Source organism: Pusillimonas sp., from assembly GCF_035515275.1.
Taxonomy (GTDB): domain Bacteria; phylum Pseudomonadota; class Gammaproteobacteria; order Burkholderiales; family Burkholderiaceae_B; genus Pusillimonas.
In genome coordinates this window covers 1-12,017 of the sequence record NZ_DATJBQ010000094.1, presented here as the reverse complement: position 1 = coordinate 12,017, position 12,017 = coordinate 1, and the positions used below count along the sequence as shown (strand labels likewise).

Below are 12,017 nucleotides of genomic sequence, written 5' to 3'. Positions count from 1 at the left end.
CCACAAGGTTTGTAGTTCCATTCTTTATAAACATAATTAAGGGCATTGACGAACGAGGGCGGTGGCCCGTAGTTGTACTCGGGCGTTACAAACGCGTAGGCATCGGCTTGCGTGACACTGGCGCTCCAGGCCTTGGTGTGTTCTTTTTCGTATTTGCGCTGCACCGGATGGTTGGCTTCGTCATACAGCGGCAGGTTGAAATCGGCCAGATCAATCAGTGAGGCCTCGAATTGCCCGTGCTGAGTGGCGAAATCGGTAAACCAGCTGCCTACCGACGGGCCGACACGGCCGGGGCGGGTGCTGCAGATGATGACTTGAAGCTTGAGGGACATACTACGACCTCCTGGGAGACGACGGGTGGATGTGATCATTAATGCAAGGTTGCATTAAGGATACACGGTTCGTATTGGCCGCCATGTCAGCCGGCGGCGGAAACTGCATTCTACACATCGCCCGGGCGCGCTACTTGCTAAGTAGCGGCTACGACATACTCAAGGAACAAAGCCATGAACAAGACCCTTATGGCCGCTACCGGGATGGTGATGTGCATTGGGCTGATTGGTTGCACTACACCCCGGGACGCAACCCAGCTTTCGCAAAAAACCGTGCATTATGCTTGCGGGCCGCAAGGTGCCCAGCAGCCCCTGACGGTGCAGTACACCTTCCAGGGGACCGAGGCGCTGGCAGCCAAAGTTATTTACAACAACCAGGCGGTGGATTTGACCCGTGCCACGGCCAGCAATGCCGACATGGTTGGCAATACCTTCCGCGGCAATGGCTACACCTGGACCACTGACAAGTTCACTTACGACAGCGTTGGCGAAACCCATGGAAATATGCTGACCCAGGACGTCGCCCAGAACGTGAATGGTCAGCGGACCACCGTCAGCAATATTATTGCCAATAACTGCGTGGTGGCCGGGCCCGTTCGAACCCACCCCACAACCACCACCCCGCAATGAGCGGGCTGCAAGCCGTGGCGCTCTTCATGGAGCGGCACGGCCTTTTGCTGGTAACGGCAGAGTCTTGCACTGCGGGATTGATTGCTGCGCATCTGGCCGATGTGCCCGGAGCGGGAGGCTTACTGGATTGCGCATTTGTGGTGTATTCGCCAGAAGCCAAAAAGCAGTGCCTTGGGGTCAGCGAACAAACCCTTCAGGTCCACAACCTGACCAGCGAGCAAGTTGCGCGCGAAATGGCGGCAGGTGCGCTGGCCAATAGTGAACGGGCCAACATGGCGATCGCCAACACCGGATTGGCGGACGATACCGATAAAGACGTGCCGGCCGGCACCCAATGCTTTGCGTGGGCGTTTCGTCTGGCAAAGCCGGTTGACTGCGAGCAATCCCGCTTGGCGTTGTTTTCAGAAACCCGACGTTTTCAAGGTGATCGCAGCCAGATACGTGAAGCCAGCGCTTACTATGCGCTGGAGTCCGTGCCGCGTTATTTTGAGCAACTGACGCGTCGGTGATCGTGCGACTTCATTGGGGATGCGGGCTGCGCAGGGGGTCGAAGTCTTCCCAGCGGCCCTGGTTCCAACGGCCGTGCGCACGCTCAACTTCTTTGCCACCCGCGTTGCGCAGCAAGGTGGCGATGTCGTTCTGTTTCTCGGGTGTGGTGTGTACCGCCAGCAATACTCCCGATCGCCGTCCTTCAGTGACTTTGCGCCGGGCGGCGGCGAACCCCTGCTGGGGGCGTGACTTGCCCAATGAGTGCATGGCGCCTGCCAGCGAGCCGACGTAAGCACCCACCGCGATGCCTCCGACGACAAGCAGGGACGAACTGCTGAAGAGCCAACCTAATCCCCCTCCGATCACCGCGCCAACCAGCCCAAGCAGGGCCGCTCCGGCGATGGCAGTAACGGGGGCCCCCTTCGAATTGGGATCTGCGGCGCGGTCGCCGCCCAAGGGGTAGTTGTCGTGCCAACCGGCGGGGTTGACAAAGAAGGTGTGAAGATCGTCACTGGTCACGCCGTGGTTCATAAGAGCCTGCGCGGCCGCTTCGGCTTGTTCGAAGGTATCGAACCGGGCGGCGATGATCAGTGCCATAGGGGATCCTTTTTGTGTTGGATTCACGGAACTTGTCTGTTCCACCCATACAGCAATAACCATGCCGCCCGAACAGCGTGGTTACGACATCTTTAAGAATGCTGAGAGCCGCCTGCTTCGATAGATTGGTCGGATCGGTTCAGCATGGCCACGGCAATTAACAGCGTTACGCCCAGCCCATACAACACCAGCGGAATACTCTCGTACGACATGATACCCTCCGTGACGGTTGGTAAGACGCTTGGAAAACGGCTGTAACAACAGCAAGTATCATGCCTTCGCAAAAAAATCGCCAGTATTTTGTGTCGATTTTTTACATTGCTAGCTATTTATGTCGATCTCTTTGGTTTCTTTACCAACAATCAGTGCGATCAGCGTCAGAAGCCCCATGGCGGACAGATACCAGCCGACCATGGTTGGGCTCCCGTCGCCCGTATTCCAGAGCCACACTGCGATAAAGGGGGCCACCGCGGCGCCTAGAATAGAAGAAACGTTATACGAAATGCCCGATCCGGTATATCGGATGTTTGTCGGAAACAGTTCGGGCAGCAGGGCGCCCATGGGGCCGAAAGTGCAACCCATCAGAACAAAACCGATAACCAGCCAGGACATGACGCCGACGAAACCGCCGCTAAGCAACGGCGTCCAGACCAGGCCAAACACGATAATGGCCAGGGTGATGACAATAAGCGTTTTGCGTCGCCCGAAACGGTCTGCCCACGGCCCCGATAGCAAGGTGAAGATGCCGAAGAACACGACGGCAAATATCAGCATCAGCACGAAATCGTTATAACTGTAGCCGAGCCCGGGCAATTGTCCGGTGGCGGGATCCAGTGGTGCCCGGCCGTAACTGAGCGAGAATGTCGTCATCAGATAAAACAGCACGTAGGTGGCCAACATGTAAAAGGTGCCAAGGATGAGTTCGCGCCAATGGGTGCGCACGACTTCACGCAGTGGCAGCTTCACCACTTTGCCGGTGGTAACCGCTTTGGAGAATGCCGTGCTTTCAACCAGGTTCAATCGCACCCATAGGCCCACAATGACCATCACGGCAGAGAACAGGAAGGGAATGCGCCAACCCCAGTCAAGAAAGGCCTGAGAAGGGCGTGACGGGTCGTCGGAGGGCAGCAGGGCCGCCACGATCAGGAACAGGCCGTTAGCAATGATGAAGCCCAGCGGCGCCCCCAATTGTGGAAACGTACCGTAAAGAGCACGCTTGCCGCTTGGGGCATTCTCGGTTGCCACCAGAGCCGCGCCCGACCATTCGCCGCCAATGGCAAAGCCCTGGGCCAGACGCAGTATGACCAGCAGGGTCGGGGCCAGCCACCCAACCATGTAATAAGTGGGTAAAAGCCCGATCAGGAAGGTGGCGACTCCCATGGTCAGCAAGGCCGCGACCAAGGTGGTCTTGCGTCCCACCTTGTCGCCCAGATGCCCGAAGAACACCGCGCCCAGAGGGCGTGCGATCATGGCGGCACCGAAAATGGCGAACGACGACAGCAGCGCTACGGTTTCGTTTCCCGGAGGGAAAAACAGATGCGGGAAGACCAGCACCGCGGCTGTGGCATACACGTAGAAATCATAGAACTCAATCGTGGTGCCCACCAGGCTGGCAAGAATGACCCTGGACCGTGAGTTGGCGGGCTGTGCTGCAGTTTGGGTAGGTGATGTGGCGGACATGTGCAGGGCTTCCATGGGGCGAGCGACAGGCGGGGGGGCATTCCCCGCGAAAGTGTGGAATTTTACTGCAGGACGCAACGGACAATGCGTCGGGGCACGCCGGCACCATGCGGCATAAGGCGTTACGAGACCTTAACGGCGGCCGACTCTTCAACCGCCCGGCCGGTGTCTTCGGTCCAGACAAAGCGCATTTGGCCCGATTGTTGCGGTGCCACTTCAAAACGCAGGTAGGGGTTGGCCGCCAACGAGCGAAAAAATGTGGCTTGTATGAGCGGGCGACCGTCCAGCGACACCTGGAACGTTTCTATGATGCGTTGTGGCGGGGTCCGGCCGGTGGCGTCCTGCGCCAGCCCGGTCGTCATCGGATGATTGATCATCGAAACGACTTCAGCGGGCGAGCCGGTTTTCCAGGTTTTGGGTACGCGCACGCGCGCGGTCATTTCGCTGGAAGCATCCGCCCTGGCCGGGGCAACGCAGCCGCTGGTGGTGACCCGTACATCGCGCTGGGCCAACAGGGTTTCGCCGTCTTCGGTGCGCGCCACCACCACCACGGTTTGTGATTCGCTGAGGCGGATTCGGGTCGCAAGATTGACGGTCGGCATCTCGGGGCCGAACTCGAACTTGGCGACTTCGGGCGTGGGGTTGCCGCTGGCAAAGATAAACAGCTTCTGAATGCGCGCTGCGCTGCCCGGGCGGCTGGACGAAATGGCAAGCGGTACCGACGAGCCGTCTTCAGCCACCAGGGGCAGTGAAATATCGATGCCGCCTTGTGTAATTTGGCCGTTACCCAGGGTTTTGCTGATGGCGTCGATGCGGCGCCAGGCGTCGGCCAAGGCCACGCCCGGAACCAGCAACAACGACGCCCCGGCAGCTTTCAGCAGCCGACGCCGAAGGTGCTGGTGTGAAGGGGATGGGAACACGTTTGGATCAGAAAACATCGATTTTAATATTAGGCAGACCTGCCTTTGAAATTTAAGCGGGCACCCGCAACAATGGCCAATGACGCGATAAGCGAGCTGTATGACAAGGTGGAAAGACCCGTTAAGCCTTGCCCGATCGAGCAACCGAATGCCAAGGCACCACCCACACCCATAAGCAGGCCGCCGACAATATATCGCGGCATGCTGCGGGTGGTGTCGAAGCCTTCAAGGCAGCATTGTTTACGCCACAACGAGGCAATGAACGAGCCGAGTACCACGCCCAGCACCACCGCCACGCCAAAGCGCAGGCTCATGCCGGTGGCGATCATGGCATATTGAATTGTATCGCCTATGGGGGCGACGAAGGTGAGCGAGGTGACCGGCGTGGGGTCGAAGTCGTCGGCCCCCAGCCATCCGGTTACCATCCAGCCGGCTACGATCAGCAGCCCTACAACCACGCCGCTGATCAGATCGCTGGTGCGCCGGCCCGACTCGCGTTTGCGCAGTGCGAACCCCAGCAACATAGCAGCCGCCAGCCACACGACGACCGAGCGCGGCAACCCGGCGGGTACCGAAACAGCACCGGGCGTGACAGCTGTTAGCGAGCCGAGCCAAAGACGTAACGGCGCCAGAATGCCCGTCAGGGTCATATAGGCGGCAATACCCAGGCACAGCAGCACAACCAGCGAACGCAGGTTGCCCTGGCCCAGCAGCACCAATGCCCGGGCCCCGCAACCGTTGGCCAGCGACATGCCGTAACCGAACATGAGTCCGCCCAAAGGTAGCAGCAGCCACGAGTACGACGGCATTAAATACAGCGATTGCGAGAGATCAACTGCGCCGGTTGCCGCGAGCACATCAGTACCGATCAGGGCAACGGCAAGCGCCATGGTAAAGCTGTGCAACTTATAGCCGTGCCTGCCGGACCAGAACTCGGCCAGCCCGCGCTGCAGGCAGAAGCCCGAGATCTGCCCGCAGGCGCCGAAGACCAGACCAACGGTCAGTCCGGCCCACAATACGAGTTCGAGGTGAGTCATTACTTAGGAGGAGCGGGTTCCCCAGGTGTCCAGAGCAATGGCGTTGTACCACGATTCGCCGTACTCGGCCTCGAGCTTGCGAAACTCGGTATCGGCGCCGATGGGGCTGACGCCGCCGGACGCCTCGGCCAGCTTCCCGTCACGAAGCTCGTACAGGTGAGCCACCGAGATACCGTAGTCGGGCGCGATCAGGCTGTAGCAGGTGTTGGCAAACGAGGCCTGTGCAGGGGGTTTGCCGGCCAGGGCACTGACGATGGCTGCCGCGGCAACCTTTGCCTGTGCATTGGCCGAGAAGCCCGACTTGGGCATGGGTGCGGCCAGCGTGGCGTCGCCCACCACGTAGATGCCGGGCACGCGTTCCGATTCGAATGTCTGATGCTTTACGGGAACCCAGCCGCTTTCGTCGGTAACGCCCGCCTGGTCGGCGATTGCGCCGGCCTTTTGGGGCGGAATCACGTTGAGCACATCGGCTTTGTGAACTTCCCCGAACTCGGTTTCCACCGATAGGTTCCTGGCGTCGACCCGCACCACCTTGCCGTCTTTGGAAAGCGGCACCCACTCGATGATGTCACTGTAGAACTTTTGCCAGCCTTGTTGAAAAAGCCCTTGCTTGGAAAACGCGTCTTTGGCGTCAAGGATAATAAGCTTGGATTTAGGCTTGTTGTGCTTGATATAGTGCGCCACCATGCTGGCCCGCTCGTAGGGGCCGGGGGGGCAGCGGAAGGGGTTGGCCGGTGCCACCATAATGAACTTGCCGCCGTCGGGCATGGCCTGCAGCTGCTTTTGAAGCAGCACGGTCTGCTCGCCTGCTTTCCAGGCATGGGGGGCCAGTTGTGATGCGGCTTCGTCGTACCCTTCAAGCGCATTCCAACGAAAATCAATACCCGGCGACAGCAGCAGCTTGTCGTAGCTGAGCGTATCGCCGCCGGCCAGCTTGACCTTGCGTTTTTCGGCGTCGATGCCCGAAGCGAAGTCGTGCACCACCTTGACGCCCAGCGAACGCAGCTCGTCAAAGCCATGGCCTTGTTGTTCGAACGTGCGCAGGCCGCCCAAATACAAGTTGGTGAAAGGGCAGGTGTAATAAGTTTTGGCCGGTTCAACCAAGGTAACTTGAATGGCCGGGTTGCGGCGTTTGATGTACTTGGCGGCCGTTGCACCGCCAAAGCCGCCGCCGATCACCACGACATTGCCTGCTGAGGCGCGCACATAGGCGGGAACGGACAACAGGGCGGCGCCGGCCACGGCGGTCTTGCCTACGCGCGACAACCACTGACGGCGCGAAAACTTGAGGGATTCGTTCATGGCTTATTTCGCTCCGGACTGGGCTTTGATCTGTGAAAAATGGCGCGCCAGCGCTTGAATTTGCTCTTCGCTGAAGCCTTTGGTGAGGCGATCCATAATCGTGGTGCCGGGGGGTGGGGTTTCAGCCCGGAACGCCCGTAAGTGCCCTAGCAGCACGCTTTCGGGGCGGCCTGCGATCGACGGAATCCAGCCTGGCGAACGGCCGTCGGTGCCGTGGCAATTGGCGCAAGCGCCGGCCAGGACCGTAACGTCAAGAGTTGACTGTGCAGCGGCGGACACCGGCGCTGCGCCTGCAAGCAGGATCGACAACGCCAGGCCCGCACGCGCCGCATTCATTGCAGTACGCATAGATTGATGCCTTTAAAGGAATTTGTAAGGTTACGCATGGTAACCCGCGTTACCGTCGGCCAATAGACAGTTTTGACTGATCCATATAACCACAAGAAATATGATGTTGGCTTCGCAATGGAGTTTCGAATACTGCCGCTGCGCGGGCCAGGACCGAACCGGAGCCGACGTGGCACCAAGTAGTTTAATAATTCACCTGGTTGCGGCCCTGGTTTTTAGAGCGGTAAAGCGCGGCGTCGGCCTCGGCGTAGGCGGTCTCGAACGGTGTGCCCGGCAGATTGAAGCTGACCCCGAAGCTGGCGGTGACCGGGTGTGAAAACAACTGCGAGAACGAGCGTTTCGCAATGTTTGCACGGATCGATTCAGCGATGGCGACGGAGTCCATCAAGGTTCTGCCGGGCAGCAAGATGGTGAACTCTTCGCCGCCGACGCGGCCGACTTCGCCCCGACCGTCCAGGGTTTCAGAAAGCCGTACCACCAGCTCTTGCAGTACGGCGTCGCCGGCGGGGTGGCCGAAAGTGTCATTGATGCGTTTGAAAAAATCGATGTCCAGCAAGACCAGCGACATCGGGCCTTGTTTCAGGTGGCGTTGTGCCAGGTCAAATATTGCGCTCCGGTTCAGAATGCCGGTCAGGCTGTCATGGCGCGCCTTGTAATCCAGTTCGGCGCTTAGCTGCTGGAGTTTGGCGTTGACCGCGTTCAGTTCCGCTTCGGTGCGGTCTCCGTGCTGGATCAGGCGGTGGGTTTCGCGCATCAGTCGGCGATAGTGACGTATGAGGTCGTTCAGTGCCTGCCGATAAAACTGGGGTTCGGCCTGTTCTGCGGTCACGGCATTCTGAGCGCGTTCAAGCGCATGAGTTTCAGCTTCAAAAAGATGCGTGTCCACCATCAGCTTTGCGTCGCATGATCGTTAAAGCTCAGCGAAGTAAAGTCTTCGCAGAGCTCTTGGCCGAACTCGTAAATGGTGTCGTCGTCTTCGTCGTGATACCAGTTGAGAATGACCGCCGTGCCCTGTGCCGCTTTTTCATTCAGGGCATCAAACAGCGAGAACAGCATCTTGGTGCTGGAGCTGTTGAAGTAAGACAGCGCAACGTTAACCGTGATGGGGCGCCGGCTGTCATCGAGCGACAGAAACCGGCGTACTGTGCCAATGATTTCACCCCAGAACACAGCCGCGTTCTCGGGGTAGGCCTCGCCGGTAATCGACAAGAGGCGATCCTGGAACCGAAAGTCGATCTCGGGGGAACTTGGTTTGGCGGCAATGTATAAATCGTTCATCTGGTTTGCTTGCATAAAACTTGGCTCATTGATACGTCGTGCCCTCAGATGGTGGCTTTTAAATAAAAAAGCGCATTATCGCTATCGGGAATGGCAATGAAGTCGAACTCCAGGGGCTCGCTGGCGTCGCGGGCAACCGTCAGCAAGCCCAAGCCTGCCCCTTTGCTGTCTTCATCGGTGTCCGCACGAAGGCATTGTTTGTATTCACGCTTGATGTCATCGCCGGTGAGCGTGCGCAGATGCTCCAGCTTTGCACGCAACTGGGCCGCTACATCAACATGCACCGGGTTGGCACAATGCAGGTGATAGCGGCCTTGCTCGGTCGATATGTACACCGAGCCATGTCGAACCTCGTTGCCGAAAACCGCCGAGTCGTCTCGTGTGTAGGCATCCACCGAATAATGAATAATATTCTGCGTCATCTCTATGAACGACGAGAACAGCTTGCGCTGGGTCTTGCTTGCCGCACCGACGTGTTCGATGCGCATCTTCACAGCATCGGCCACGGCGGCAATGATGGTCTGCGAAAAATAACCTTCGTAGTAAAAGATCACATCGCGTTTGCCCGCCCATTGGCTGAATATCAGCCAATGCAGGCTACGGTTGGTTTCGCTCGATAAAACAGGGGAAATCATGTTGGGCTTACTCGACACGAAGATTGAATATCGTAAGGTCGTCGCGGCGTTTCTGCGTGCCCTGGTACAGGTCAAACTCACTCATCAGCCGGCGCGTCAGTTCGGATATGGGTAGATTGCGGTGGCGTTGCAGTGCCTGGCGCAGGCGTCGCTTTCCAAAGGCAATGCTCTTGGGGCCGCCGACTTGGTCGATCAGGCCGTCGGTGCAGCAACATAACAGGGTGCCTGGCTCCAACTGGGTTTGGTGGTTCTTCCAGGCCATGTCCGCGCGTGTGTCGGTATAACCCAGACCGGTGCGCTCGCCCTGAACCACGAAGCCTTCGTCACCGCTTGCGGGCAGCACGAACAAGGGCATGTTGGCGTGCGAGCTGACCAGGCGGCGCGTATTGCGATCGAACCAGAAAAAAGCGGTATCCATACCGTCGTTCGAGTCGGCATGCTGGCTGGCCGAGTGCTGCCCCAGCGCGAGCTTCATATTGCGGCTAACCTCCGCCATCAGCCGGCCCGGGTCACGCGGCCCTTGTTGATCCAGCGCATGGGTCAGCGTTGAAGAGGCGATCAGGGTCAGAAATGCGCCGGGTACGCCATGCCCCGTGCAGTCGGCAATGGCCGCGAACCAGCCGTCTTCGTAGTTGCGGAAATGGTAGTAGTCGCCCCCTATCACGTCGCGCGGCATCCAGACAATCTCTGCGTCGCTCAGCGTGTCGTACAGGGCGTTGTGCGATTCGCTGAGCAGGGCACGTTGAATATTGCTGGCATAGCCGATGCTGAGCATGATCTGGTGATTCTTCTCGGCCTGCAGCGTTGCCAGGGCATGCATCAGATCCAGACCTGCTCCCACGCCGGCAAAAGTTTCTCCATCGACAATCACGAATCCATCGGCCAAGGTCTTGTAGCCTGATTCGACCGCGCGCGTCGCCAGCGTTTCAATCGGGGTGTCGACATTCACGATCAGCGGTGACTTGTCCATGAAGGCGATGCAGCTCTTCTTTTCGTACAGCTCGCGATAGTACGGCTTGGACATCTGCGACATGAAGATTCCACGGCTGATCAGGCCGATGGGCCGCTCTTGTTCCAGCACGGGCAAGCTGATCAGGTCGCGATGGTGGCCGAACACCTCGAGTACGTCGGCATTGGTTTCGTCGGACGTCACGGTAGGCCCTTTGATGATCAGCATCTGGGCCGTTTGGCTTTTCGAGGCGGGCATTTACGTCAGAGAGATGTTGTGATCGAGCCTCGGGCGATGCGCGATGGACGCGTGGCCTTGCCTTCACGGCCGAGTTTGCTCGTTGCAGTGTTGAGAATGCATGAATGTTAGGCCCGCAATGTTACTGGGCGGTGACGGCCGGTAGCTTTGGTTGCCGAATGTGTCGATGTGCGGTTATTGGCGTAGCATCGGTTTGGTTCGGGCCGCCCATTTACTGCGTTTTGTCATCGCCATGGCTTCAGCCTTGGTATAAAGTAGCGTGGCACTTCTTTAGCGGGTTCGAAAATGTCCCTTCACACTTTGGCACGTTGCGGCACCGCTGCGTTTATGGTGGCGCTGATGGCAGGATGCTCTTCAAACAGCTCTGGCTCTGGCTCCGGTTTCGGTGCGGGTTCGACTTCGGGCGCGGCGTTGCGCAGCGACGACTGCCTGCGCAACCGCAGCAGTTGCATCTACGAGGGCTCTTACGAGCAGGGCGAACGCGCATACGCTGAAGACGCGGCGCGGCGTCTGAACCAAGCGCAATCGGCGCGCTTGCGTCGTGGTCTGTTCAGGTAAAGCCCGGGCAACCCTTACTCGAGCATCCATGTAGCCGAACGGGGCTTATCCCTTTGCGGGTGTGTTGCTTAATTCGGCGTTTGAATCGATCAGTACCTTCATAAGGCGCATGAACTCTTTACGCTCTTTTGGGGTAAGGGGCGCCAGGAAGCGCCTCTGCGACTCCAGCATGCACGGAATGACTTCCTCGAGAGTTTCAACACCCTTTTTCGTAGGGGTGATCAGGCGCGCGCGTCGGTCATGAGGCGCAACGTTTCGAAGAACCAGGCCGCGCGCCTCTAGCCGGTCGATAACCCCGCCTATGGTGGCGGTATCCGAGCCAACGGTGCTTGCCAAGGTCTTTTGATCAATGCCGGGTTGGTTGCAGATGACTTGCAAGGTCGAGTACTGGACAGGGGTGATATTGAGCTTTGCAACTTCTTGGGTGTACAAAGCCACCGCCAGCTGATGAATACGCCGAGCGTAGTGTCCAGGTAAGTTTTTCAGGTTTGAATCCAGCGCCTGAGAAGCCTTGGCTTCCGCCTTGTTAGGTCCTGTTTTCATTGGTTCTTCAGTTGCCTTTATTTTTTACCCCAAACCATTGTACTTGCGCACTTATTTTTTTCTTGCTTTAATTAGATCGTATACATATTATATGTATACAGTTTAATTATTCATCGAGGGTTTTATTGCTTGAACCCCATCCAGGAGACTGACATGAAAAGAAGGCAAGTCCTTGCAGCTATTTGCGCCGGAGCGTTCGCTAGCAGTGCCATGCTTCCCTTTGCGGCGCATGCAAAAGACGAGACAGTGAAAGTGGGTTTGATCTTGTCGATGACAGGGCCGTTTGCGTCGACCGGGCGACAGATTGAACAAGGCGCACGCCTTTACTTGTCGCAGCACGGAGACACCGTGGCGGGCAAGAAAATCGAACTGATCATTAAGGACGACACCGGTGCTCCCGATCATTCTCGTCGCGTTGCGCAGGAACTGGTTCCATATGCATGACGGACTTTGGCGTATAC

General features: G+C 58.2%; 16 protein-coding genes. 4 read left to right on the top strand and 12 right to left on the bottom strand.

Features of this window, described 5'->3' with window-relative positions:
- Nucleotides 1-332 (bottom strand): NADPH-dependent FMN reductase (locus VL003_RS06940; RefSeq protein ID WP_325440927.1); only part of this gene is annotated, 332 nt, incomplete at its 3' end.
- Between the two features lie 174 nt (nt 333-506).
- Here VL003_RS06940 and VL003_RS06935 point away from each other — a divergent pair.
- Nucleotides 507-962, top strand: coding sequence for a hypothetical protein (locus tag VL003_RS06935; RefSeq protein WP_325440926.1), 456 nt, complete (start codon nt 507-509; stop codon nt 960-962).
- Nucleotides 959-1,471 (top strand): CinA family protein, encoded by a 513-nt coding sequence (locus VL003_RS06930; RefSeq protein WP_325440925.1) that lies wholly within the window; start codon nt 959-961, stop codon nt 1,469-1,471. The genes VL003_RS06935 and VL003_RS06930 overlap by 4 nt, the downstream gene beginning before the upstream one ends.
- A 10-nt stretch (nt 1,472-1,481) precedes the next feature.
- Here the strand turns inward: VL003_RS06930 and VL003_RS06925 are convergent, their stop codons facing one another.
- The 10 genes from VL003_RS06925 to VL003_RS06880 all read right to left on the bottom strand — a co-directional run bounded on the left by VL003_RS06925 (nt 1,482) and on the right by VL003_RS06880 (nt 10,455).
- A complete protein-coding gene (locus VL003_RS06925) occupies nt 1,482-2,048 on the bottom strand; it encodes a hypothetical protein (RefSeq protein WP_325440924.1) in 567 nt (188 codons plus the stop codon).
- Nucleotides 2,049-2,369: 321 nt separating this feature from the next.
- Complete coding sequence (locus tag VL003_RS06920) at nt 2,370-3,728, bottom strand: MFS transporter (RefSeq protein WP_325440923.1); 1,359 nt, start codon at nt 3,726-3,728, stop codon at nt 2,370-2,372.
- A 122-nt stretch (nt 3,729-3,850) separates the two neighbouring features.
- Nucleotides 3,851-4,648 carry a quinoprotein dehydrogenase-associated SoxYZ-like carrier gene (locus tag VL003_RS06915; RefSeq protein ID WP_325440921.1) on the bottom strand — a complete coding sequence of 266 codons (798 nt, stop codon included), beginning with the start codon at nt 4,646-4,648 and terminating at the stop codon, nt 3,851-3,853.
- Between the two features lie 29 nt (nt 4,649-4,677).
- Nucleotides 4,678-5,685, bottom strand: coding sequence for a YeeE/YedE family protein (locus VL003_RS06910; RefSeq protein WP_325440919.1), 1,008 nt, complete (start codon nt 5,683-5,685; stop codon nt 4,678-4,680).
- Between the two features lie 3 nt (nt 5,686-5,688).
- Nucleotides 5,689-6,987, bottom strand: a complete 1,299-nt coding sequence (locus VL003_RS06905; RefSeq protein ID WP_325440917.1) for an NAD(P)/FAD-dependent oxidoreductase — start codon at nt 6,985-6,987, stop codon at nt 5,689-5,691.
- A gap of 3 nt (nt 6,988-6,990) precedes the next feature.
- The gene (locus VL003_RS06900; RefSeq protein ID WP_325440915.1) at nt 6,991-7,335 is read right to left on the bottom strand and encodes a c-type cytochrome; all 345 of its coding nucleotides are present in this window, start codon (nt 7,333-7,335) and stop codon (nt 6,991-6,993) included.
- 184 nt (nt 7,336-7,519) lie between these two features.
- Complete coding sequence (locus tag VL003_RS06895; RefSeq protein ID WP_325440913.1) at nt 7,520-8,224, bottom strand: GGDEF domain-containing protein; 705 nt, start codon at nt 8,222-8,224, stop codon at nt 7,520-7,522.
- Nucleotides 8,224-8,613 carry a DUF1987 domain-containing protein gene (locus VL003_RS06890; RefSeq protein WP_325440911.1) on the bottom strand — a complete coding sequence of 130 codons (390 nt, stop codon included), beginning with the start codon at nt 8,611-8,613 and terminating at the stop codon, nt 8,224-8,226. The genes VL003_RS06895 and VL003_RS06890 overlap by 1 nt, the downstream gene beginning before the upstream one ends.
- Nucleotides 8,614-8,657: 44 nt before the next feature.
- Nucleotides 8,658-9,248, bottom strand: coding sequence for a SiaB family protein kinase (locus VL003_RS06885; RefSeq protein WP_325440909.1), 591 nt, complete (start codon nt 9,246-9,248; stop codon nt 8,658-8,660).
- A 7-nt stretch (nt 9,249-9,255) separates the two neighbouring features.
- Nucleotides 9,256-10,455, bottom strand: coding sequence for a SpoIIE family protein phosphatase (locus VL003_RS06880; RefSeq protein ID WP_325440907.1), 1,200 nt, complete (start codon nt 10,453-10,455; stop codon nt 9,256-9,258).
- 285 nt (nt 10,456-10,740) lie between these two features.
- On the opposite strand from VL003_RS06880, the gene VL003_RS06875 reads away from it, so the two are divergent.
- Nucleotides 10,741-11,013: a hypothetical protein gene (locus VL003_RS06875; protein WP_325440905.1), complete on the top strand. Its 273-nt coding sequence runs from the start codon at nt 10,741-10,743 to the stop codon at nt 11,011-11,013.
- Between the two features lie 45 nt (nt 11,014-11,058).
- Here VL003_RS06875 and VL003_RS06870 read toward each other — a convergent pair whose 3' ends face one another.
- The gene (locus VL003_RS06870) at nt 11,059-11,556 is read right to left on the bottom strand and encodes a MarR family winged helix-turn-helix transcriptional regulator (protein WP_325440903.1); all 498 of its coding nucleotides are present in this window, start codon (nt 11,554-11,556) and stop codon (nt 11,059-11,061) included.
- A gap of 153 nt (nt 11,557-11,709) precedes the next feature.
- On the opposite strand from VL003_RS06870, the gene VL003_RS06865 reads away from it, so the two are divergent.
- Nucleotides 11,710-12,000 (top strand): ABC transporter substrate-binding protein, encoded by a 291-nt coding sequence (locus tag VL003_RS06865; protein ID WP_325440901.1) that lies wholly within the window; start codon nt 11,710-11,712, stop codon nt 11,998-12,000.
- Nucleotides 12,001-12,017: the final 17 nt, after the last annotated feature.